The sequence below is a fragment of the Caulobacter sp. SL161 genome (assembly GCF_026672375.1).
In the GTDB taxonomy this organism is placed as follows: domain Bacteria; phylum Pseudomonadota; class Alphaproteobacteria; order Caulobacterales; family Caulobacteraceae; genus Caulobacter.
The window spans coordinates 2,812,626-2,833,484 of the sequence record NZ_JAPPRA010000001.1; the positions used below are offsets into that span (position 1 = coordinate 2,812,626).

A 20,859-nucleotide genomic window follows, 5' to 3' on the forward strand; every position below is an offset into this window, starting at 1 on the left:
CCAGCGAGGAGCGCGCTACACAAACCCTAGAAGTTTCCGCTTCACCCAGGGGACATCTTTGACGTCGCGCGCTTCGCTCGCGGCCGCCTTTTCGGCGGCCATGCTCGCCCTATGCTCGGCTTTCGGACCGGAGGCGCGAGCACAGGATGCCTCTTCGGGCGCACCACCGTCCGCCGCTGCGCCTCCGGAAACGACTGTCCGTCCGTACACCAGCCTGCGCCAGCGGCGTGCGCGCGCCCAACGTCCCGCAGCGCTCACACCGACAGCGTCGAGGCCGGCGGCTGTCGCGGCCGCGACGCCGGCGCCCGTGTCTCCGCCCGCACCCGGCGTCACACCGCTGCCACGCCCCGACCTGGAGGCCTTCGTGGACGGGGTGGTGCAGCGCGCCATGACCCGAGACCATATCGCCGGCGTAACCCTGTCAGTCGTCCAGAACGGCCAGGTCGTGCTCAAGAAGGGCTACGGCTTCTCCAACCTGGGGCAACGCAAACGGGTCGATCCCGACAAGACCCTGTTCCGGGTGGCTTCGATCTCGAAGACCTTCACCTGGATCACCTTGATGAACGAGATCGAGGCCGGACGCATGCGCCTCGACGGTCCCGTCAATCTGTATCTGCCCGAACCGCTGCAAGTGAAGGATCAGGGCAAGAAGACCCAAATCCGCCTGCGCGACCTGATGACTCACACCTCCGGCTTTGAGGATCGCGCCCTTGGGCAGCTCTTCGAGCGCGATCCCAACCGCGTCCGTCCCCTCTATGACTATCTTCGCCAGGAAAGGCCGCGTCGTGTCCGCGAGCCGGGCCTGCTGCCCACCTATTCCAACTACGGCGCCGCCCTGGCGGGAGCGGCCGTCTCCAACGTGACCGGCAAGCCATTCGAGCAACTGGTCAGCGAGGAAATCATCATCCCCGCGGGCCTGACCCGCACCACGTTCCGGGAAGCGCGTCCCTGGCGCGACGACTTGCCCGCACCGATGGCGGAAACCCTGGCCGCCGATCTCTCGGACGCCTTTTCCTGGACCGCGATGGGCTGGAAAACCCAGCCGCGCGAATTTATGGGTCAGGTCGCCCCGGCCGCCTCGGCCTCCAGCACGGCCAGCGACATGGCGCGCTACATGACGCTGCTGCTGAACGGCGGGACGATCGACGGCAAAACCATCTTCTCGCCCCGGACCGCGCAAGCGTTCCGTTCGCCCATGTATCGGCCCGCGTCGGACGCGGCAGGCTGGAACGCCGGCTTTCAGGACGTCCCTCTGCCGGGCGGACGCCGGGGCTTTGGACACCAGGGCGCCACCCTGTACTTCCATTCCAACCTGGTGATCGTTCCCGACCTGAACCTAGGGATCTTCGTGTCGGTCAACACCGATAGCGGGGCTAACCTGCCCGCGACACTGCCGGCGACCATCGTGGAACACTTCTACGCCCCGGCGCAGGCCCTGCCGACCGCCAGTTCCCTGACCTACGAACAGGCCAGACTCTATGAAGGCGACTACCTGACCACGCGGCGGGCCTATGGCGGACTGGAAGGCTTCACCAACCGGCTGATCGGTCGCGCCCAGGTGCGCGCCACGCCGGAGGGCCGCCTTTCCGTCACCGACGGTGGCGTCACCACGCTGTTCAACGGCACGGCACGCCCTGGCGTGTTCAAGGCTGTGGAAGGGCCGTTGACGCTCGTTTTCGACAGCAATGGTGATCGACCGTCCCGCTTCTATGCCGCGCGAGGCTTTTCCACCTTCGAGCGGATTGGGTTCCTGCACTCAGCCGCCTTGCTGTCCTGGACGGTCACCATCGCGGGACTGGCCTGCGTGATCACGATCCTGGGCGCGATGTTCCGGAACCGCCGCGAGGCGCGACAGACGCCCGTCCAGGCCCGGGCGGGTCAGATGCAAGTGATGCAGGCCGTGCTCTGGCTGATTTCAGGCGGCTGCATGGCGGTGTTCACGGCCAAGGCGACGGACCAGACCACAGTGTTCTTCGGCTGGCCTAGCGGCTGGCTGCTCAGCGGTTCGGCCTGCGCGCTCGTCGCTGCGGCGCTCGGCGTCCTGACCCTGGGCCTATTGCCGATGGTGTGGCGCGGCGGCCGTCGCGTGGACAGCTGGAGCGATGGCCGCAAGGTCGCCTTCACCTTCACCGCTCTGTTGCTGGCGTTCCTGAGCGTGCTTCTGGCCCTGTGGGGTTACCTGCTGCCCTGGAGCTGATCGCCGCCAGTGTCTCCTTCCCTTTCCCCGGCGCCGACTTTGCAGATCAGCGTTCGGGGAGACGATAAAGGAGACGCGACGTGTCAAAACTGGACGGTCTGGCGTTTGGGGGAGCAGGGCTCGCGGCGTGGTCGGCGGCCACCCTGTTTTACGCAGCTTTCGGCGGGGGCGTTCTCGAAAGCACCTTCTGGTTCTACGCACTGAACGCGTTCGCGGCCGCAGCGGCCGTTACGTTCGCCTTCCAGGCGGTGGCGCGGCTGACGCATACGCCGCGCCGCCGCCGCTTGTTTCCGATGCTGATGTTCTCGACGCCCGGCCTGGTGGCCGGCGCACTGGTCGTCTCGCGCTACGCCGAGGTGATGCCGACGACCGATCCGGTCAGTGTCGGCCGTTACGGCGCCTTCCTGGTGGTGCTCTATGTGGCCGTGGCCGCGTCAATCTTCGAGCGTGCGCCGCATAAGGCTTGAGTTCAGCTTCCGCACCTGAATGACGATCCGCTCGCGTTCGCCCGGCCGTCGCTCGACCAGCAACCGCGCGACCTGGGCGTCGTCGTGGAAGGCGTAGCCTTTGATGGCGTCCAACAAGGCCTTCGCCAGATTGTCGAGGTCCATCCACGGTGGCTCGCCAACATACTCCATGCCGATCTCGACGCTGAACTCGCCCCAGGCCGGCCGCGAGCCGCGCCACGACTTGCGGAAGAACTCGTAGATCAGCGGCTTGTAGTACTTGCCCTGGGTGGTGAGGCCATCGACCACGAGGGTTAGCTCGCCCCCCGCCTCACGGGCGCGGACCTTGCCGTGGTGGATCCAGTCGGATCCGTCGAGAAACTGACTCACGCGTCCATCATCCTGGCCAAAGCCGTCAAGGTATTCCAGTTGCGCGTCGTCCCGACGGGTGAACGCTTAGTTTTCTTCCAATCGCGATCCAGCACCGAGTCGGCGATGCTGATCGGGAAGTCGATATAGAGCTCGCGTCCGCCGACCGCGAACCACTCGAGGCCAGTGATCGCGTCGCGCAGGATCGTCTCGTCGTCGGCTGGCAGCGACGCCTTCAGAAAGTTGACGATGACGTGGCTGGGATGGTCCCGCGCTTCCGCCTTGAACGGATTTTCGCCGATGATCGACCGCAGGTCAGGGGGTGAACGGACCATGAAATCGGTGCGAAGGCCCATGCGCTTTTCCAGCCCATCCTCAAGCGCTGCTTCCAGCGCCTCCCCGCCCGCGTGGTCGCCCCAAAGCAGAAGGTTGCCGCTGGCCAGGTAGGTCTTGGCGTGGTCAAAGCCCAGGTCATCGGCGATCCCGAGCAAGCCCTCCTTCAGCACCTTGCGCTTGCCGGTGTTGATCGAGTGCGGGAGGGCGACGAAGGCGGTCATGGCGTCTCCTGACGGACGAAACCTTCTTTTTTCCTATCCAACCATCGCCAGCTACGCGAGGCGATTTGCCGAGCCACTCAACCAATGGATATTGGTGAAGCTGGGCGACAGTCGGGGGACGTTGATCGAATGGAAGGCCTGTCTCAAACACTTATGTCCGCTTTGAAGTGGGTCACGGCGGTCTTCCTTCAAGGTGGAACCGTCAGCGACTGGATTCAGGCCTTCGCAGCGCTGATCGCACTGCCGGTAACCTGGGTCGTCGCGACCTGGACAAGCCACCTTGCGGCTAAGGACTCCGCAAAACGCGAGGTGGCCGCCCGCCGTGAGGACGAAATGGCCGAGGTCCGCCGTCAGGAGCAGATGGCCGCCGACCAGCTCTTCGAGCGCCATTGCAATCTAGCGACCCAGATCCTGTTCTGCGCCTTGCGAACCAAGTGGGCGGGCCTCCACCTGTGCCGGATGAGTGACGACAAGGCGGAAACACAGGGCTTCCCGTCATTCACTATACTGATCGAACAGACCGGACATTATCTCGACAGCATCAGGCATCTAAACCTGCACGACGCGCGGGTCCGTAGAGACCGCCAGCCCATCACCTCGCCCATCGACGACGTCCTCGTCATCCTCCTCGCCTTCCGCGCCAACATCGTCCACATTCATCGCGAAGCTTGGAGCGACGGTTTCGACCCCTTGGCGCGAGGGAAGATACTGCGGACCGTGGGCGAATGGGCCCTGGCCACCTCGAAAGAAATCAATGACCACCTCGTCGTCTTGGTGCGGTTAATGGGCCCTGACGTAGTTGCCTGGATCGCCACCCATCGTGAAAACCTCGAGGAGGCCTTCAAGGAGGACGTTCTGCCCGATCCGCCCGCTGCCCTTCTGACCAGCCTCATGCACGGGGCTCGAAGCGGCCGTCCGCCCGCACCGTCCGTGGCCACACCGCTACGATAGGCCCCCGCCGCCGTTGCGAACCGCGCCCTCAAGGTCTAGACCGCGCTCGACCGTTTTTGGGAGACACGCCGCATGACCGCCACGCGTATCGAGACCGACACCTTTGGCCCGATCGAAGTCGCCGCCGACCGCTACTGGGGCGCGCAGGCCCAGCGCAGCCTGGGCAACTTCAAGATCGGCTGGGAAAAGCAGCCCCTGCCCGTCGTCCGCGCCCTGGGCGTCGTCAAGCGCGCCGCCGCCGAGGCCAACCTGGCCCTGGGCAAGCTGGACCCGAAGATCGCCGAGACGATCATCGCCGCCGCCAATGAAGTGATCGAAGGCAAGCTGAACGACCACTTCCCGCTGGTCGTCTGGCAGACCGGCTCGGGCACCCAGTCGAACATGAACGCCAACGAGGTGATCTCGAACCGCGCCATCGAGATGCTGGGCGGCGAGATGGGCAGCAAGAAGCCCGTCCACCCGAACGACCACGTCAATATGAGCCAGTCGTCGAACGACACCTTCCCGACGGCCATGCACATCGCCTGCGCCGAGCAGGTGGTCCACGACCTGATCCCGGCCCTCAAACACCTCCACAAGGCCCTGGCCGCCAAGGCCGCCGAGTGGAAGGACATCATCAAGATCGGCCGCACCCACACCCAGGACGCCACCCCGCTTACGCTGGGGCAGGAGTTCGGCGGCTACGCCCAGCAGATCGAGAACGGCATCGCCCGGATCGAGAGCACCCTGCCGATGCTGATGCAGCTGGCCCAGGGCGGCACCGCCGTCGGCACCGGCCTGAACGCGCCTGTGGGCTTTGCCGAGCTGGTGGCCGAGAAGATCGCCGGCATCACCGGCCTTGGCTTCACCACCGCCCCGAACAAGTTCGAGGCCCTGGCCGCCCACGACGCCATGGTCTTCACGCACGGCGCCATCAACACGGTGGCCGCCTCGCTGTTCAAGATCGCCAACGACATCCGCTTCCTGGGCTCGGGTCCGCGCGCGGGCCTTGGCGAACTGGCCCTGCCGGAGAATGAGCCGGGCTCGTCGATCATGCCGGGCAAGGTCAACCCGACCCAGTCCGAAGCCCTGACCCAGGTCTGCGCCCAAGTGTTCGGCAACCACTCGACCCTGACCTTCGCCGGCAGCCAGGGCCACTTCGAGCTGAACGTCTTCAACCCGGTGATGGCCTACAACTTCCTGCAGTCGGTGCGCCTGGTCGCCGACGCGGCGATCAGCTTCACCGACAACTGCGTGGTCGGCATCGAGCCGCGCGTCGACAACATCAAGAAGGGCGTCGAGAACAGCCTGATGCTGGTCACGGCCCTGAACGGCAAGCTGGGCTACGACGCCTGCGCCAAGATCGCCAAGACCGCGCACAAGAACGGCACCACCCTGCGCGAAGAGGCCGTCGGTGGCGGCTATCTGACGAACGAAGAGTTCGACCAGTACGTCCGCCCGGAAAACATGATCTCGCCGGGCTGATCCTGAAATGCTCCAGCTCGTCCGCATTTTCGACGAGCTGCCTGAAGGCTTTGGCGATCTGGTCGCCGAAGCCTCCGACGAAGGCGTGCGCAATATGGCCCTGCTGGCGGAAAGCTGGCGGGGCGGCCCACAGTTTCAGGAGGATGGCGAGGCCCTGCTCGCCGCCTTCCTGGCGGGAGAGTTGGCGGGGATCGGCGCCATGACGCCTGAACCCGCCGCCCGTGAGCCCGCGCGGCGTCTACGCCGCTTCTACGTCCGTCCTGACATGCGGCGACGCGGGGTCGCCACCGCCCTCGCCTCGGCCCTGATCCACGAAGGCTTCGACAGCGTCAGGCTTCTGACCGTCAACGCCCGCGCCTCGGACGACGCCGCGCCGTTCTGGGAGGCGCAGGGGTTTGTACCTGACACGACTGGCCCGTGGACACACGCTCTCAGGCGCTGACAGGCCGCCTGCGTCCTATCGCTTGACCACCGCGACGCCGATCGGGGCCAGGGCGATGCGGGCCAGCTGCAGGTCCTTGATGGCGAAGGGGATACCGATGATGGTAATCGCCTCGGCGACCGCGATCAGCAGGTGGCTCAGGGCCAGCCACCAGCCGGCCAGCAGGAACCAGATCACGTTCAGCAGGGTCCCGATCGGGCCAGTACCGATGTCTTGCTGACCCGTCACGATCTCGCGGCTGACGATCTCCTTGCCGAACGGCCAGAAGGCGAAGCCGGCGATGCGCCAGGCCGCGCCAGTATAGGGCAGGCCAACGATCGTGATCGCCAGGATGAGGCCGGCCAGCAGCCAGCCGAGGCCGGTGATGAAGCCGCCAAAGAAGAACCAGAGAACGTTCAGGATGAAGCGGATCATGTGCTGCCCCAGGAATAAGCCCTAGAGGTGGCTCCGCAAGGCGTCGCTGTGAAGGGGATTCGACGCGGATTACGCCGAATTCACCGCCCTACTTCAGAAGCTGCCAGCGGCGCGCCCAGCGGCTCCGGCCCACCGGCGCCAGCGCCAGCAGGTAGATCCCGGCATAGATGATCGACCCAGCGATGATCAGCGCCCACGACCAAGGACCCGGCATCTGCAGGGTCGGCGCGGTCGTCACCCAGTCATGACGCGGCGAGTTGAGCTCAAGCCACAAGCCGCCCACCCAGAGCACGGAAAACAGCGTCACTACGGGGTAGCGCAGCGCCGGGTGGCGCTGGATCAGCAACCAGGTCTGGAGCAAGGCGACGGCGACAAAGGCGGCGAAGCCGGCGAGCCAGGGCTGCCAGGGTCCGCTCAGGAAGCGCGCGACCCGCAGGCCCGCCCAGCCTGGGCCCCACAGCACCGGGCCAAGCAGCAGCAGCCCGCACAGCGTAACCAACAGAACACCCAGCCCCCCGCCGATCACCTTGCCCGCCGCCTCGCCCGCCTGATGCGGACGGATGTTGGGGTCGCCGGCGGGATTCTCGGGCGAGGTTGCGATCACGGTTTGCAGGCGCGGCAGCTTCTCGCCCGGCTTCAGCGGCGGAAGTCCACCCATGATGGACTTACCACTGGCCATCTAGGCGCGGCGGCTGACTGCGAAGTCGGCCAGCTCCTCGAGCGCCTCACGCCAGTCGTTGGCCGGGAACATCGCCAGCGCGGCCTTGGCCTTGTCGGCATAGTCAGCGGCCAGATCCAGCGTCGCGTCCAGCGCGCCCGAGCCGATGATCAGTTCGCGAGCACGACGGAAATCGGCCTCGGTCTGCTCACGCCGACCGATGGCGCGCTCCCAGAACTCGGCTTCGCGGGGGCCCGAGCGGGCGATCGCCAGCAGCAGCGGCAGCGTGGCCTTGCCTTCCCGGAAGTCGTCGCCGGCGTTCTTGCCTAGGGTTTCGGTCGCGCCGCCGTAGTCCAGAGCGTCATCGGCCAGCTGGAACGCCAGACCCAGATTCAGGCCGTAGTCACGCAGGGCCTCGGACTTTGCCACATCGACACCGGCCGAAACCGCCCCGGCTTCCGAAGCGGCGGCGAACAGCTCGGCGGTCTTGGCCTGGATGATCTCCAGATAGACCGCCTGCGACAGGTTCAGGTCGTGGCTGCGCATCAACTGCAGCACCTCGCCCTCGGCGATGACGCGGCTGGCGCGGGCGAGGATCTCCAGCGCCTTCATCGAGTTGGTCTCGACCATCAACTCGAAGGCGCGGGCGAACAGGAAGTCGCCGACCAGCACGCTTTGCGCACCGCCCCAGATCAGGTGCGCGGCGACCTTGCCCCGGCGCAGCTGGCTGCCGTCGACGACGTCGTCATGCAGCAGGGTGGCGGTGTGAATGAACTCGACGGCGGCGGCCAGCTTCTGGAAGTGGTCGTTGTCGGCGCCGGCCAGACGCGCGGCGGCCACGGTCATCAGCGGACGCAGACGCTTGCCGCCCGCAGCGATCAGATGCTCGGCCAGGGCGGGGATGATCGCCACATCGCTCTGCATGCGATCAGTGATCAAGCGGTTGACGCCCGCCATGTCGGCCTCGGCGAGGCGCACGAGACGATCCACCGATCCCGACTTCCGGGGCAGGGTCGCTGCGGCTACGTCCAAAACCATGGTCTCCTTAAAGCGGCCCCCCACGAACCATTGCGAGGGACAATGGTGGCGGGATAGGTCAGGGTCAAGGCGAGCACAAGGCCTCACTAGCATTGAACGACTTAGGTGTGACCGAGGATAGGGTTCTGGGCGGCCGCGTAAGGCTGCGTCAAGCGCCGGACGGATACCGGCCGGGCATGGACGCAGCCCTGCTGGCGGCGACGTGCGACGCTCTGCCCGGCCAAAGGGTTCTGGAGCCGGGCTGCGGGGTCGGCGGCGCCTTGCTGGCGGCGGCGACTCGCCGTCCCGAGGCGATCTTCCAGGGCGTCGAACGGGATGAGACCGCCGCGACCCTCGCGGCCGAGAACGTGACCCTGAACGGATTGGCGTCGCGAGTCGCCGTCGCGAAGGGCGATGTCGGAGCTGGCTTTCGCGCGCTCGGCCTGCCCGTCTTCGACGCCGTGATGGCCAATCCGCCCTATTTCGATGACCCGAGCACGCTGCGCGCGCCCTCGCCCGCCAAGAGCGCCGCCTGGATGGCGGATGGTGGTCTGGCGGCATGGACCGCGTTCTGCCTCAAGGGCGTGCGTGAAGGGGGGACCATCACGCTGATCCATCGCGCCGACCGATTGGCCGACATCCTCTCCCTCCTCGCGCCCAAGGCCGGCTCTTTTCGGATTCGGCCCGTCGCGCCCTTCGCGGACACGGCGGCCAAACGGGTGATCGTGCGCGCGATCAAGACCGGCAAGGCGCCTTTGGTCCTGTTGCCGCCGCTGGTCATGCATGATCGCGACGGAGGAAAGCACTCGGCTCACGCGGAAGCCATTCTGCGCGGCGAGGCCGACCTGGCCTGGTAGGCGCCCCTGACGATCAGGGACGCGGCTGAGGCGGCGGGATCGTCGCCCCGCTGTCCTGAGTCTGGATCGACTTAAGATAAGCCACGATGGCGCTGACATCAGCCGGCGGAAAGGTCCATTCCGGCATCGGACCATGGCCGACGGTCAAGCCCTCGGCGAGCCCTTCGGCAAGCGCCTCGACGTCGTAGCGCTGGTGCAGTTGGCGGAACCGAGGGGCTGTGGGGTTAGGACTATCGCCACTGACCTCCACTGCGTGACAGGCCGAACAGCTTCGCGTGACGATCGCCTTGCCTCTCGCAATCGGGTCCTGATCCTGCGCCGCTTGGCTCGTCGTCGCGAAAGCCATGACGGCGCCGAGCACCACGACGCTCCAGCGAATCTCAGTACGCATCGGCCACCCCTTCAAGCTGGATCGACAACATGCGGCCGGCCAGCCCGTCCACCTTGACGCAGATCAAGCCAGGCGCGCTATTCCGCGTAGAGGGCCAGCGCCTCCAGGCATAGCTCGAGACCGGTAAGGTCCCGCAGCGGGTCATCGGTGACGATCACGAACAGCCGCCGCGCCTCGCCCCACAGCATCACGGTCTCGGGCAGGCCATGGTCCTCGATCGTGCAGCCGTCAGGGTCCCGCCAGACGCGATTTTCGTCGAGGATCGCCCCTAGGTCCGCGTCGACCCGCGCGACATACTCGGCGCGCAGTTCAGTGGTCACGTTCATGTAGGCGAAGGTCGGCTTGCCCAGCCCCGCCAGGACCCCGGCTTCGAACACGGTCGCGGTGTCGGCCGTAGGACCCCGGAATGGGGTGAGATTGATGACGCCCGCGTCGGCTTGGCGCAATTGCGCCATGCGCGCGGCGTAGAATTGTCTAGCCTCCAGTTCATCGCCCGCGTCGCCCACCGGCATGCGGGCGGGGACCAGGGCCTCGAGCCCGGCCTCCAGGCACAGCGCCCGCTGGCGCGAGGCCTGGATGTCGAAATCGGGGAGCCAGGCCTCGGGGCCGGCCAGCCATAGGGAACGAACAGGTTTCATGGGCCTTAGGTCTGGTCGCGAGGGGCGGGAGTCAATGCTGGGCCTGAAAGTAGGCCGTCGGAGATCGCATGCGGACGATCGCGCGTAGAACCTTGCTGACCGCCGGCCTGGGGCTGACCGCCCTCCCCGCCGGGGCCGCACCCGCTGCGCCCTGGATCGCCTATGAGCGCCGCCTGCGCGCGCTGTTGGCCGATCCGCCCGATGGCGACTTCGACCCGGCGTTCGAAGAAACCCTGCTGGACCTCAACAACCTCTATCGCCGCCGCCAGGGGCCCGCAGCGCTGGCCTGGGACGAGGGCCTGCGCCTGGCCGCCCGGGCGCACGCCGCCGACATCGCGGTGACCGGCGTCTTCGAGCACCTCACCCGCGAAGGCTTCTCCCCTGCGGGCCGCGTGGGTCTGTTCGCGCGTGATCTGGTCGGCGCGCCCGGCGAGAACATCGCCATGCGCCGCAACGCCGCCAGCGCCGTCACCTACGACCAGATCATGAACCAGTGGAAGACCAGCCCCGGCCATCGCGCCAATCTCCTGGCGCCGGGCTTCACCCATGTCGGCTACGGGGTCTTTCGCCAGGGTCCGCGTGTCATCGCCGTCGGCGCCTACGCCGAGGTCAGCGCTCGTCTGGCCGGTCCCGCGCCGCTGCGCGTACGATCAACCGACGAGATCGCCCGCGCCCTGTCCTACGCGACGCCGACGATCCGCCAGTTCTCGATCTCAGAACCCGGCGGTGAAGTGCTGACCGCGACCTATCTTGAGGATCGCGCGGCGTCGACACTGAGCGCGGGCGCCTGGCAGCTGCGCCCGCACCTGTCGACAGGCGAGCGCCGCTACCAGGTGGCCTGGGGTCCGGTGTTCGTGCTGGGCTAGGCCTACTGAGCCACCGCCAAGGCTTCGATGCGGATGTTCACCGCATCACCGATCGCGCCCGCCCCGATGGTGTGGCCGAACGCCTTGCGGCTGATCTGGCCGGTGATGGTGAAGCCGGCCTGCTTCTTCTGATTGTTGCCGACGCCCATCTTGTTCAGCTTCACGTCCAGAGTGACGGGCTGGGTCACGCCCATCACGGTCATGTCGCCTGTGACCTTGGCGGTGGTGTCGCCCGTCTTTTCGACCTTGGTCGACTTGAAGGTCATGGTCGGGTTCTTGGCGGCGTTCAGCCAGCGCTCGGCCTTCAGATGTTCATCACGCGCGGTGTTGGCGGTCAGAATGCTGCCGACCGCAACGGTCGCCTCGACGCGCGACTTCTCAGGCGCGGCCTCGTCCAGCCAGATCGTCCCTTCGGATTGGGCGAACAGGCCCAGGATCGAGGTGAAGCCCATACGGTCGATCGAGAAGAAGGTCTCGGTGTGCGACGAGTCCAGCTTGTAGGCGACTTCTTCGGCGAAGGCCGGGGCGGCGGCGACCGACAGGGCCGCGCCGGCGATCATGGCGGCGAGCAGGCGTTTCATGGAGCGTCTCCTTCGTCATTCCCAAGCGGGACCGGAGCGGACATTCCCGTGCGGCGCTGAACCGCGCAACCCACAAACGAAAAGCCCCCGGCCTGGGAGGACCGGGGGCTTCGTGGGATGAGCTTGGGAGCTCGGAGCCTAATTCTTGGCTTGATCGACCAGCTTGTTCTTGGCGATCCAAGGCATCATGCCGCGGAGGCGAGCGCCGACCTCTTCGATCTGGTGCTCGGCAGAGCGACGACGCGTGGCCTTGAAGCTGGGCTGGCCCACGGCGTTCTCCAGCATGAAGTCGCGCACGAACTTGCCCGACTGGATGTCTTCCAGCACGCGCTTCATCTCGGCCTTGGTTTCCGGCGTGATGATGCGCGGACCGGTGACGTACTCGCCGTACTCGGCCGTGTTCGAGATCGAGTAGTTCATGTTGGCGATGCCGCCTTCGTACATGAGGTCGACGATCAGCTTCAGTTCGTGCAGGCACTCGAAATAGGCCATTTCCGGCGCGTAGCCGGCTTCAACCAGGGTCTCGAAGCCGGCGCGGACCAGCTCGACGGTGCCGCCGCACAGAACGGCCTGCTCGCCGAACAGGTCGGTCTCGCACTCTTCGCGGAAGTTGGTCTCGATGATGCCCGAGCGGCCGCCGCCGATGGCGCTGGCGTAGGCCAGGCCGAGGTCCAGCGCGTTGCCGGTGGCGTTGTGGTGCACCGCGATCAGGCAGGGCACGCCGCCGCCCTTCTGGTACTCGCCGCGCACGGTGTGGCCCGGGCCCTTCGGCGCGACCATCAGCACGTCGATGGTGTCCTTGGGCTCGATCAGGCCGAAGTGGACGTTCAGGCCGTGGGCGAACAGCAGGGCCGCGCCGTCACGGATGTTGGGGGCGATCTCGTTCTTGTAGATCGCGGCCTGATGCTCGTCGGGCGCCAGGATCATGATCAGGTCGGCCCAGGCGGCGGCTTCGGCCACCGTCATGACCTTCAGGCCTTCGCCTTCGGCCTTCTTGGCGGTCGGCGAACCGGCGCGCAGGGCGACGGCCACGTTCTTGATGCCCGAGTCCCGAAGGTTGAGCGCGTGGGCATGGCCCTGGCTGCCATAGCCTACGATGGCGATCTTCCGGTCCAGGATGCGGGCCAGATCAGCGTCGCGGTCGTAGTAGACGCGCATGTTTTTTCTCCAGGACTGGTCAATCGGGGTCGCTCGGCGCAACAGCAAAGCGACAAAGGCCGGGCGTTTGAGCGTTTTTTTGCCGTTTCGTCAAGGCGAAGCCGACAGAACGCCGAAATGCGGGAGCCTTTGCGGATCCTTTTACGTGGTCCGACACAGCTGCGCTATGCGGCGCCGCACGCCAGATCCTTCGCCAACGCGAAAGTCGCGCCCCTTCGGCGATCAATGAAGAGGGCGGAAGCCTGCGCCTCCGCCCCTCCTTGAGCGATCATCGGTGATCCATCACCAGAACAGGTCGTAGTAGACGCTGAGAACCTGACCGCTCCAAACGTCGACCAAGAGGGCGTTGTCGCCGACCCGAATCCACTCACAGCCGATCGGCGGTTGCGGCAGGTCGTAACGCCAGTAGTCCAGATAGTACGAGGGCGTGTACCAGCCGTAAGGCAGGTAGTCGCCATACGACCAGACCCTCACATGCCAGCCGCTGGGATAGCGATAGGCCGGCGCGCGATATCGGTGGATCGACCGGAAGCTGGGGCGATAGTAGCCGCGATCATAATGCTGACGACCCCGATCGCGGTCACGATACTGGCCGTAGCCGGGGCGACGGTCGTCACGGTCCCAGCCGCCACGATCCCAGCCGCCGCGGTTGTCCCAACGATTGTTGTCCCCGCGATTGTTATCGCGGTCTCGGCCGCGATCACGGCCCCGGTCATCGGATCGATCGCCGCGATTGTTGTTGTCACGGTTCCAACCGCTACGGTCGCGGTTGTTGTCGTCGCCTCGGTTCCAACCGCTGCCGCCACCTTGGGCGGGAGGCGTCTGGGGTTGAGGTTGCGGTTGAGGCTGATCGCCACCGCGGTTCCAGCCGCTGCCGCCATTCCCGTCGGGCCGACCGCCACGATCGCCACGCTCTGGGCGATCGCCGCGATTCCAGCCGCTGCCGCCTTGCTGCGATTGAGGTTGAGGCTGGACATGCGGCTGGGGCCGGTCACCGCCGCGGTTCCAGGCGCCCTGGCCGCCGCGATCACCGGGTTCGCCGCCTTGCCTTCCCCCGCGATCGCCGCGATCACCTCGGTCGCCGCGCGGGCCACCGTCGCGCTGCTCGCGCTGGGCCTGCTGCTGGGCGACCACCCCTGCGGCGGCGGCGGCCTCCGCAGCCGCGCCTCCGATCAGCGAGAGCATCATCGCAGTCGTGATCAGACGTTTCATTTCCTGCTCCGAAGGGCCTTGAAGCGCGGCCCGGGCTTGTCCCTTGATAGCAGTCTCTGACTCGCCGGATGAACCGAGCTTGAACGGGAGGCTTGATGTCCGCACACCCTAACGATGTCGTCGGCTTCTGGCGCAAGGCCGGTCCGAGGAAGTGGTTCGCCAAGGACCCGGCCTTCGACGCCGCGATCGCCCTGAAGTTCGAGCAGACCCACTACCGCGCCTCGATGCGCAAATACGACGCTTGGAATCAGACGCCCGAAGGCGCCCTAGCCTTGCAGATCCTGCTCGATCAGTTCCCGCGCAACCTGTACCGGGGCACGCCCCACGCCTTCGCCACCGACCCGCTGGCGCGAATGTTCGCCCGCGAGGCCATCGCCGCCGGCCACGACCAGGACCACGCCATACCGCTAGAGCTTCGGCGGTTCTTCTATCTGCCCTTCGAGCACTCGGAGTCGCTGGTCGACCAGGAGTTCAGCGTCCAGCTGTTCGCGACGCTGCAGGCCGACACCGGCGACGAAGAGTCGATGAAGTACGCCCTGATCCATCGTGACGTCATCGCGCGCTTTGGCCGTTTCCCTCATCGTAATCCTGGCCTGGGCCGAGAGACCACAGAGGCCGAACAGGAGTTCCTCGATGAGGGCGGCTTCGCGGGGTGAGTCGGCGCCTCCTGCTGGAAAAGTCCGCCGGGACTGTGGACGAGCCAAGGCGCCGCAGTGTTCAACACGACGATTCGCGGCCAAAGTAACCGCCATGAGCACCGCTGTCCTCGACGCCCCAAAAGCCGCCGCCGACCATCCCGAGCGGCAGTACCTGAACCTGCTGGCCGACATCCTGGAGAGCGGCGTCCAGCGCGGCGACCGTACGGGCACGGGGACACTGGGCGTGTTCGGCCGCCAGATCCGTTTTGACCTGGCCAAGGGCTTTCCGGTCCTGACCACCAAGAAGCTGCACCTGCGCTCGATCATCATCGAGCTGCTGTGGTTCCTGAAGGGCGACACCAACATCGCCTATCTCAAGGACAACGGCGTGCGCATCTGGGACGAGTGGGCCGACGAGAACGGCGATCTGGGTCCCGTCTACGGCAAGCAGTGGCGGTCGTGGGCCACGCCCGACGGCCGGGTGATCGACCAGATCTCGGCCCTGGTCGAGAACCTGAAGACCAACCCCAACAGCCGCCGCCACATCGTCACCGCCTGGAACCCGGCCGATGTCGATGACATGGCCCTGCCGCCCTGCCACTGTCTGTTCCAGTTCTTCGTCGCGGATGGAAAGCTGTCCTGCCAGCTCTACCAGCGCAGCGCCGACGTGTTCCTGGGCGTGCCGTTCAACATCGCCAGCTACGCGCTCCTGACCATGATGGTCGCCAAGGTCGTCGGCCTTCAGCCCGGCGAGTTCGTCCACACCTTCGGCGACGCTCACCTCTACCTGAACCACCTCGACCAAGCCCGCGAGCAATTGACCCGCGAGCCCTTCGACTTCGCCACGATGAAGATCGCCGACAAGCGCGACCTCTTCGGGTTCGAATATGAGGACTTCACGCTGGAGGGCTACCAGGCTCACCCGCACATCAAGGCCGAGGTCTCGGTCTAGGGTTTCAACACAATCTTCCCCGCCAGCTTCGCCGATTGCAGCAGGGCCTGGGCCTCGCCGGCCTCGCTGAGCGGCAGGACCTTGGCGATCTTGGGCTGGATCGCGCCCTCAGCGATCAACAACAACACCCGGGCGAGATCCTGGCGATAGGGCTCCGGCCGCGCGTCGCGCCAGGAGGTGACGTTGTAGCCCACGACACCTCGGCTCCTTCTGAACAGAGACAGCGCCGACAGCCGATCCGCCGCCAGCATCTTGATCATGGCGCCAAGGCGCGCCTTGCCGCCCTTGGTCGCGTCGTAGCCGCCGTACAGGACCGCCGTGCCGCCGTCGCGCAGAGCAGCCATCGAGGCGGCCTTGAGGTGCGGGCCGCCCACATGGTCGAACGCCGCGACCACGCCGCCGCCGGAGATCGCCAGCGCCCGCTCGGCGACGGCTTCGGCGCGGTAGTCGATATGGATCCCGCCCTTGGCCTCGACCTCGGCCTTCTTGCCCGCCGAGGCCGTGCCGATAGCCCGTACACCCGACAGGCGGGCAAGCTCCAGGAGCAGGCCGCCGACGCCGCCGGCCGCGCCGTGGACCAGAACCCACTCGCCGGGCGTGGCCGGAGCGACCCGGTGGAACATCTGCCAAGCCGTCAGCCCGTTCAGCACGCCCGCGACCAAGGCCTCGGCCGGCGCGCCCTCGGGCGCGGCCACCAGGTAGCGGGCTTCGATATTGCGGCGCGAGGCGTAGGAGCCCGTCACCGTCAACGCAGCGACGCGCTGGCCGACCGTGAAGCCTTGGACATCGGGACCCAGGGCTTCTATCCGGCCCACGAAATCATAACCGGGCGTGACCGGGGCCTTCACGCCCGGATAGAGACCCGTGCGCATCACGATGTCGGCGAAGGCCACGCCCGCAGCTTCGATCGCCACCCGCGCTTCGCCGGGACCGGGCGGCGGCAGGGCGATCTCGCGGCCCTTCAGCACCTCGACGCCGCCCGTCCGGGCCATGTGCATCTCGAACGCCGTCACCGACATCACGCGCCTCCCCGATCCTTGTTATTCGGCTTACAGAGTTATCAACGTTCAGGTTTGGATCAAGGCATGGCGTACAGCGCCGACGCTCGCTAATCAGGGGGCATGAGCATGCCCACCCTCGCTATTGTCGTCGCCCGCGCCGCCAATGGGGTGATCGGTCGCGACGGCGACCTGCCCTGGCGCCTGAAATCGGACCTGGCCCTGTTCAAGGCCAACACCCTGTTCAAGCCCATCATCATGGGCCGCAAGACCTGGGACAGCCTGCCGCGAAAGCCCCTGCCCGGTCGGACCAACATCGTCTTGTCCCGCGACCAGAGCTTCGAGCCCGAGGGCGCGGTGGCCTGCGAGACCTGGATGGAGGCGTTTGAGATCGCGCGCGAACAGGCCGCCGATGACGGCGCCGACGAGGTCTGCGTGATCGGCGGCAACGCCTTGTTCGAACTGGCCCTGCCCAAGGCCAAGCGCCTCTATCTCACCGAGGTGGCCGCCGAGGTCGAGGGAGACGTTCGCTTCCCCGCGTTTGACGAGAGCCTCTGGACCGAAGTCCGGCGCGAGGGGCACGCCGCCGGCGAAGGCGATGACCACGCCTTCGTCTTTCGCATTCTAGAGCGACGCTAAATCCATCACCTGAGGACAAATTCGCGCCGGGGGTTTTGACGCGCGCAGAGGCGCAAGGCACTTAGGGCGCGCGTGGAGTGGGGCGGGATCGATGGTGGACTTAGACGCAGCGGGCGGAGCGGTGAGCGGCGGATTGGTCGCCGGCGCCTTGGAGAAGCCCGAGGGCAAGGCGGGCGCGGCCCACGACGGAACTTGCTCGGACTGCGGCCATGCGGTCAGCGGCAACTTTTGCGCCAATTGCGGTCAACCGACCCATGTCCATCGCACCCTTCTCCATCTGGGCGAGGAGTTGCTGCACGGGGTCATGCACTTCGACGGCCGGGTCTGGCGCACGGTGCCGTTGCTGGTGACCAACCCGGGCCGACTGACCCGTGAATGGGTCGCGGGTAAGCGCGCACGCTATGTGTCGCCCCTGGGCCTGTTCCTGTTCACGATCTTCCTGATGTTCTTCGTGTTGAGCTTCGGCGGCGGGTACAAGGCGCCGAACGGCGGCGCGCTGTCGCCCTCGCTGACGACCGCCGAAGACGTCGTCGCCAAGACCCGCCAGCAGGTGGCCGAAGCGCGCGCCGAACTCGACGCCACCGAAGCGGCGAGCAAGGGCGATCCTGCGGCCCGGGCAGGCCTGACCGAGGCGCGGCAAAGGCTGGAGATCACGAGCGATGGTCTCAAGCAGGCGCAGGCCAAGCTCGACGAGTTGAAGTCGACCAAGGCTTCGACGCGCCCGGACGGCCTGCAGCCCGGCAGCTGGCAGGCCCAGCTTCGCGACGCCACGACCAGCGGCAAGATCAAGTCCACAACGGGTGGCGAGTTCAGTCAGACTGTTCTCAAGAAGCTCGCAAACCCAGATCTGGCGCTCTACAAGCTGCAGCAGACGACGTACAAGTTTTCGTTCCTGCTGGTGCCGCTGTCGATCCCGTTCGTGGCCCTGCTGTTCCTGTGGAAACGCGGCTTCACGCTCTATGACCACGGGGTCTTCGTTCTCTATTCCTTGACCTTCATGGCGATGCTGAGCATGGCGCTCGGCTTGTTGGGCAAAGTGTCGTGGCTGAGCGGCCCGGTGGCGCTGGCCGCAGTATTCGCCCCACCCGCCCACATGTTCGCCCAACTCAAGGGCGCCTACGGCCTGTCGGTGTTTTCGGCGCTTTGGCGCACCGTGCTGCTGTTGTTGTTCTGCCTGATCGTCCTGAGCCTGTTCCTCGTCGCGATCATCTATCTGGGCCTGGGTCACTGACACTTCGGCCCTGGCCGAGGTCAAACAAGCGTTTATAGTTTCTCCGCGCCGCCCGTCAGAGGCGGCCGAGGGAGACACGCGCATGGACATCCAACTGGTCGCCGACGGCCTGCAATTCCCCGAAGGCCCGATCGCCATGGCCGACGGGTCGGTGATCCTCACCGAAATCCAGGGACAGCGCCTGACCCGTGTCTGGCCGGACGGCCGTAAGGAGACCGTGGCCGAGACCGGCGGGGGTCCCAACGGCGCAGCGATCGGCCCGGACGGCGCGATCTATGTCACCAACAACGGCGGCAGCTTCCAGTTCTTCGAGGCCAATGGCCTGAACATTCCCGGTCCCACGCCCCCCACCCACACGGGCGGCGCCATTCAGCGCGTGGACCTGAAAACGGGCGCGATCACGACCCTCTACACCGAATGCGACGGCAAGCCGCTGGTCGGACCTAATGACCTGGTTTTCGACAAGCAGGGCGGTTTCTGGTTCACCGACCATGGCTGTTCGACGCCGGACGGCCGCAGGTATGGCGCCCTGTACTACGCCCTGCCCGACGGCTCGAAGATCACCCGCTGGCGCGACCACTTCGTCTCGCCCAACGGCGTGGGCCTCTCGCCCGACGAGAAGACCGTCTACATGGCCGACACCATGCTGGGGCGGCTGTGGTCCTTCGACATCGCCTCGCCAGGCGTACTGGCGGACGCCGTCCCGCTGCTGCCGGGCAACGTGGTCTGCAACCTGCCGGGCTATCAGTTGCTGGACAGCCTGGCGGTCGAGGCGGACGGCAAGGTCTGCGTGGCGACGATCATCAATGGCGGGATCACCGCCTTCGCCCCGGACGGCTCGACCGAGCACTACGCCTTCCCGGACGTGATCGTGACCAACATCTGCTTCGGCGGCGCCGACATGCGCGATGCCTGGATCACCGCGTCGGGCACCGGCAAGTTGTACAAGGCGCGCTGGCCCCGCCCAGGCCTGAAGCTGAACTTCAACGGCTGATGGAGCTTGGGTCGGCGCGGTAAGAGACGGGGCTGCCCGCGAGGACAGCCCCGCCACATAGGCGCTAGTAAAGCGTCCCGAGCGCGGCGCGCTCGAACGCCTTCAGCTCGTCCGAGCGGCCTTCGCGGATCTTGGTGACCCACTCCGGATCCTGCAGCAGGGCGCGGCCGACGCCGACCATGTCGTACTCGCCGCGTTCAAGCCCGCCGATCACGTTGTCGATCGAGGTCGGCTGGCTGCCTTCCCCGCCGAACGCGGCGATGAATTCGCCCGACAGGCCGACCGAGCCAACGGTGATGGTCGGCGCGCCGGTCAGCTTCTTGGTCCAGCCGGCGAAGTTCAGGTCGCTGCCCTCGAACTCCGGCTCCCAGAAGCGGCGCTGGCTGCAGTGGAAGATATCGGCGCCGGCGTCGGCCAGCGGCTGCAGCCAGGCTTCCATCTCCTTCGGCGTCTCGGCCAGACGGGCGGTGTATTCCTGCTGCTTCCACTGCGACAGGCGGATGATGACCGGATAGTCCGGCCCGACCGCCGCGCGCACGGCCTTGAGGATTTCGGCGGCGAAACGGCCCCGTTCCCCGATCGTCGGACCGCCCCAGGCGTCGGTGCGGACGTTCGTGCCCGACCAGAAGAACTGATCGATCAGATAGCCGTGGGCGCCATGCAGTTCGACGGTGTCAAAGCCCAGACGCTTGGCGTCGGCCGCGGCGGTGGCGAAGGCCTGGATGGTGTCGGCGATCTCGGCGTCGGTCATCGGCTCGGTGAAGGGGTTGCCGCCGGCCTTGGACAGGCCCGAGGGGCTGTCGACCTTGCCCAGCACGTCCTTACCCTTGGCGGCGCCCACGTGCCAAAGCTGCGGCGCAATCTTGCCGCCGGCGGCGTGAACCTCGTCGACCACCTTCTTCCAGGCCGCCAGCTCCTTCTCGCCGTGGAAGCGCGGCACATTGGCGTCGTTCAGCGAGGCGGGACGCGCGACGCCCGTGCCTTCGGTGACGATCAGGCCGACCTGGTTCTCGGCGCGGCGACGGTAGTAGGCGGCGACCTCATCGGTCGGCACGCCGCCCGGCGAGAAGGATCGCGTCATCGGCGCCATCACCACCCGGTTGGGCAGTTTCAGCGACTTGAACTCGAAGGGCTGGAAGAGGGCGTCGAGCGACATGAGGGCTCCAGGGGAGAGAAAACTGCGATCAAA

24 protein-coding genes are annotated in these 20,859 nt (G+C 66.5%); 12 read left to right on the top strand and 12 right to left on the bottom strand.

Features of this window, described 5'->3' with window-relative positions:
* The first annotated feature begins 58 nt into the window (after positions 1-58).
* Together OVA11_RS13680 and OVA11_RS13685 are read left to right on the top strand one after the other, a co-directional pair.
* Positions 59-2,197, top strand: a complete 2,139-nt coding sequence (locus OVA11_RS13680; protein ID WP_268067876.1) for a serine hydrolase domain-containing protein — start codon at positions 59-61, stop codon at positions 2,195-2,197.
* An 80-nt stretch (positions 2,198-2,277) separates the two neighbouring features.
* Entirely contained in the window at positions 2,278-2,664 is a 387-nt protein-coding gene (locus tag OVA11_RS13685; RefSeq protein ID WP_268067877.1) for a hypothetical protein, read from the top strand.
* Here the strand turns inward: OVA11_RS13685 and OVA11_RS13690 are convergent.
* Positions 2,632-3,072, bottom strand: a complete 441-nt coding sequence (locus tag OVA11_RS13690; RefSeq protein ID WP_442780901.1) for a RusA family crossover junction endodeoxyribonuclease — start codon at positions 3,070-3,072, stop codon at positions 2,632-2,634. The genes OVA11_RS13685 and OVA11_RS13690 overlap by 33 nt on opposite strands.
* A complete protein-coding gene (locus OVA11_RS13695; RefSeq protein WP_268067879.1) occupies positions 3,030-3,569 on the bottom strand; it encodes a DUF1697 domain-containing protein in 540 nt (179 codons plus the stop codon). The genes OVA11_RS13690 and OVA11_RS13695 overlap by 43 nt, the downstream gene beginning before the upstream one ends.
* Before the next feature lie 129 nt (positions 3,570-3,698).
* Here OVA11_RS13695 and OVA11_RS13700 point away from each other — a divergent pair, with 129 nt between their 5' ends.
* The 3 genes from OVA11_RS13700 (at position 3,699) to OVA11_RS13710 (ending at position 6,426) form a co-directional block, all read left to right on the top strand.
* Positions 3,699-4,520, top strand: a complete 822-nt coding sequence (locus tag OVA11_RS13700; protein WP_268067880.1) for a hypothetical protein — start codon at positions 3,699-3,701, stop codon at positions 4,518-4,520.
* A gap of 72 nt (positions 4,521-4,592) precedes the next feature.
* The gene (gene fumC / locus OVA11_RS13705) at positions 4,593-5,984 is read left to right on the top strand and encodes a class II fumarate hydratase (protein ID WP_268067881.1); all 1,392 of its coding nucleotides are present in this window, start codon (positions 4,593-4,595) and stop codon (positions 5,982-5,984) included.
* A 7-nt stretch (positions 5,985-5,991) separates the two neighbouring features.
* The gene (locus tag OVA11_RS13710) at positions 5,992-6,426 is read left to right on the top strand and encodes a GNAT family N-acetyltransferase (RefSeq protein ID WP_268067882.1); all 435 of its coding nucleotides are present in this window, start codon (positions 5,992-5,994) and stop codon (positions 6,424-6,426) included.
* A gap of 15 nt (positions 6,427-6,441) precedes the next feature.
* On the opposite strand, the gene OVA11_RS13715 is transcribed toward OVA11_RS13710, so the two are convergent.
* The 3 genes from OVA11_RS13715 to OVA11_RS13725 all read right to left on the bottom strand — a co-directional run bounded on the left by OVA11_RS13715 (position 6,442) and on the right by OVA11_RS13725 (position 8,530).
* The gene (locus tag OVA11_RS13715; protein WP_268067883.1) at positions 6,442-6,840 is read right to left on the bottom strand and encodes a YccF domain-containing protein; all 399 of its coding nucleotides are present in this window, start codon (positions 6,838-6,840) and stop codon (positions 6,442-6,444) included.
* 88 nt (positions 6,841-6,928) lie between these two features.
* Positions 6,929-7,519 (bottom strand): hypothetical protein, encoded by a 591-nt coding sequence (locus OVA11_RS13720; protein ID WP_268067884.1) that lies wholly within the window; start codon positions 7,517-7,519, stop codon positions 6,929-6,931.
* Positions 7,520-8,530, bottom strand: a complete 1,011-nt coding sequence (locus tag OVA11_RS13725; protein ID WP_268068979.1) for a polyprenyl synthetase family protein — start codon at positions 8,528-8,530, stop codon at positions 7,520-7,522.
* 98 nt (positions 8,531-8,628) lie between these two features.
* On the opposite strand from OVA11_RS13725, the gene OVA11_RS13730 reads away from it, so the two are divergent.
* Entirely contained in the window at positions 8,629-9,372 is a 744-nt protein-coding gene (locus tag OVA11_RS13730) for a tRNA1(Val) (adenine(37)-N6)-methyltransferase (protein WP_268067885.1), read from the top strand.
* Positions 9,373-9,385: 13 nt separating this feature from the next.
* Here the strand turns inward: OVA11_RS13730 and OVA11_RS13735 are convergent, their stop codons facing one another.
* Together OVA11_RS13735 and OVA11_RS13740 are read right to left on the bottom strand one after the other, a co-directional pair.
* A complete protein-coding gene (locus OVA11_RS13735) occupies positions 9,386-9,778 on the bottom strand; it encodes a c-type cytochrome (RefSeq protein WP_268067886.1) in 393 nt (130 codons plus the stop codon).
* A 62-nt stretch (positions 9,779-9,840) separates the two neighbouring features.
* Positions 9,841-10,401, bottom strand: coding sequence for a nucleoside 2-deoxyribosyltransferase (locus OVA11_RS13740; protein ID WP_268067887.1), 561 nt, complete (start codon positions 10,399-10,401; stop codon positions 9,841-9,843).
* Between the two features lie 68 nt (positions 10,402-10,469).
* On the opposite strand from OVA11_RS13740, the gene OVA11_RS13745 reads away from it, so the two are divergent.
* A complete protein-coding gene (locus tag OVA11_RS13745; protein ID WP_268067888.1) occupies positions 10,470-11,267 on the top strand; it encodes a CAP domain-containing protein in 798 nt (265 codons plus the stop codon).
* Positions 11,268-11,269: 2 nt separating this feature from the next.
* On the opposite strand, the gene OVA11_RS13750 is transcribed toward OVA11_RS13745, so the two are convergent.
* The 3 genes from OVA11_RS13750 to OVA11_RS13760 all read right to left on the bottom strand — a co-directional run bounded on the left by OVA11_RS13750 (position 11,270) and on the right by OVA11_RS13760 (position 14,218).
* Positions 11,270-11,848, bottom strand: coding sequence for a YceI family protein (locus OVA11_RS13750; RefSeq protein WP_096050826.1), 579 nt, complete (start codon positions 11,846-11,848; stop codon positions 11,270-11,272).
* A gap of 138 nt (positions 11,849-11,986) precedes the next feature.
* Positions 11,987-13,048, bottom strand: a complete 1,062-nt coding sequence (gene ilvC / locus OVA11_RS13755) for a ketol-acid reductoisomerase (RefSeq protein ID WP_268067889.1) — start codon at positions 13,046-13,048, stop codon at positions 11,987-11,989.
* A 240-nt stretch (positions 13,049-13,288) separates the two neighbouring features.
* The gene (locus OVA11_RS13760) at positions 13,289-14,218 is read right to left on the bottom strand and encodes an RcnB family protein (RefSeq protein WP_268067890.1); all 930 of its coding nucleotides are present in this window, start codon (positions 14,216-14,218) and stop codon (positions 13,289-13,291) included.
* A 92-nt stretch (positions 14,219-14,310) separates the two neighbouring features.
* Here OVA11_RS13760 and OVA11_RS13765 point away from each other — a divergent pair, with 92 nt between their 5' ends.
* The gene (locus tag OVA11_RS13765; protein ID WP_268067891.1) at positions 14,311-14,874 is read left to right on the top strand and encodes a DUF924 family protein; all 564 of its coding nucleotides are present in this window, start codon (positions 14,311-14,313) and stop codon (positions 14,872-14,874) included.
* Positions 14,875-14,968: 94 nt separating this feature from the next.
* A complete protein-coding gene (locus OVA11_RS13770) occupies positions 14,969-15,808 on the top strand; it encodes a thymidylate synthase (protein WP_268067892.1) in 840 nt (279 codons plus the stop codon).
* Here the strand turns inward: OVA11_RS13770 and OVA11_RS13775 are convergent.
* A complete protein-coding gene (locus tag OVA11_RS13775) occupies positions 15,805-16,827 on the bottom strand; it encodes a medium chain dehydrogenase/reductase family protein (RefSeq protein WP_268067893.1) in 1,023 nt (340 codons plus the stop codon). The two genes, OVA11_RS13770 and OVA11_RS13775, sit on opposite strands and share 4 nt — an antisense overlap.
* 102 nt (positions 16,828-16,929) lie before the next feature.
* Here OVA11_RS13775 and OVA11_RS13780 point away from each other — a divergent pair, with 102 nt between their 5' ends.
* The 3 genes from OVA11_RS13780 to OVA11_RS13790 all read left to right on the top strand — a co-directional run bounded on the left by OVA11_RS13780 (position 16,930) and on the right by OVA11_RS13790 (position 19,670).
* The gene (locus tag OVA11_RS13780; RefSeq protein WP_268067895.1) at positions 16,930-17,445 is read left to right on the top strand and encodes a dihydrofolate reductase; all 516 of its coding nucleotides are present in this window, start codon (positions 16,930-16,932) and stop codon (positions 17,443-17,445) included.
* Positions 17,446-17,536: 91 nt separating this feature from the next.
* The gene (locus OVA11_RS13785) at positions 17,537-18,676 is read left to right on the top strand and encodes a DUF3667 domain-containing protein (RefSeq protein WP_268067896.1); all 1,140 of its coding nucleotides are present in this window, start codon (positions 17,537-17,539) and stop codon (positions 18,674-18,676) included.
* Positions 18,677-18,758: 82 nt separating this feature from the next.
* Entirely contained in the window at positions 18,759-19,670 is a 912-nt protein-coding gene (locus OVA11_RS13790) for an SMP-30/gluconolactonase/LRE family protein (protein WP_268067897.1), read from the top strand.
* Positions 19,671-19,734: 64 nt separating this feature from the next.
* On the opposite strand, the gene OVA11_RS13795 is transcribed toward OVA11_RS13790, so the two are convergent.
* Positions 19,735-20,826: an NADH:flavin oxidoreductase gene (locus OVA11_RS13795; RefSeq protein ID WP_268067898.1), complete on the bottom strand. Its 1,092-nt coding sequence runs from the start codon at positions 20,824-20,826 to the stop codon at positions 19,735-19,737.
* Positions 20,827-20,859 lie beyond the last annotated feature (33 nt).

What these genes read in the sequence shown, in the direction of transcription:
- OVA11_RS13750 (WP_096050826.1), bottom strand. Translation starts at nt 11,848, where the DNA reads ATGAAACGCCTGCTCGCCGCCATGATCGCCGGCGCGGCCCTGTCGGTC.
- OVA11_RS13785 (WP_268067896.1), top strand. Translation starts at nt 17,537, where the DNA reads ATGGTGGACTTAGACGCAGCGGGCGGAGCGGTGAGCGGCGGATTGGTC.
- OVA11_RS13790 (WP_268067897.1), top strand. Translation starts at nt 18,759, where the DNA reads ATGGACATCCAACTGGTCGCCGACGGCCTGCAATTCCCCGAAGGCCCG.
- OVA11_RS13700 (WP_268067880.1), top strand. Translation starts at nt 3,699, where the DNA reads ATGGAAGGCCTGTCTCAAACACTTATGTCCGCTTTGAAGTGGGTCACG.
- OVA11_RS13745 (WP_268067888.1), top strand. Translation starts at nt 10,470, where the DNA reads ATGCGGACGATCGCGCGTAGAACCTTGCTGACCGCCGGCCTGGGGCTG.
- OVA11_RS13780 (WP_268067895.1), top strand. Translation starts at nt 16,930, where the DNA reads ATGAGCATGCCCACCCTCGCTATTGTCGTCGCCCGCGCCGCCAATGGG.
- OVA11_RS13695 (WP_268067879.1), bottom strand. Translation starts at nt 3,569, where the DNA reads ATGACCGCCTTCGTCGCCCTCCCGCACTCGATCAACACCGGCAAGCGC.
- OVA11_RS13740 (WP_268067887.1), bottom strand. Translation starts at nt 10,401, where the DNA reads ATGAAACCTGTTCGTTCCCTATGGCTGGCCGGCCCCGAGGCCTGGCTC.
- fumC (WP_268067881.1), top strand. Translation starts at nt 4,593, where the DNA reads ATGACCGCCACGCGTATCGAGACCGACACCTTTGGCCCGATCGAAGTC.
- OVA11_RS13760 (WP_268067890.1), bottom strand. Translation starts at nt 14,218, where the DNA reads ATGAAACGTCTGATCACGACTGCGATGATGCTCTCGCTGATCGGAGGC.
- OVA11_RS13715 (WP_268067883.1), bottom strand. Translation starts at nt 6,840, where the DNA reads ATGATCCGCTTCATCCTGAACGTTCTCTGGTTCTTCTTTGGCGGCTTC.
- OVA11_RS13720 (WP_268067884.1), bottom strand. Translation starts at nt 7,519, where the DNA reads ATGGCCAGTGGTAAGTCCATCATGGGTGGACTTCCGCCGCTGAAGCCG.
- OVA11_RS13795 (WP_268067898.1), bottom strand. Translation starts at nt 20,826, where the DNA reads ATGTCGCTCGACGCCCTCTTCCAGCCCTTCGAGTTCAAGTCGCTGAAA.
- OVA11_RS13770 (WP_268067892.1), top strand. Translation starts at nt 14,969, where the DNA reads ATGAGCACCGCTGTCCTCGACGCCCCAAAAGCCGCCGCCGACCATCCC.
- OVA11_RS13710 (WP_268067882.1), top strand. Translation starts at nt 5,992, where the DNA reads ATGCTCCAGCTCGTCCGCATTTTCGACGAGCTGCCTGAAGGCTTTGGC.
- OVA11_RS13775 (WP_268067893.1), bottom strand. Translation starts at nt 16,827, where the DNA reads ATGTCGGTGACGGCGTTCGAGATGCACATGGCCCGGACGGGCGGCGTC.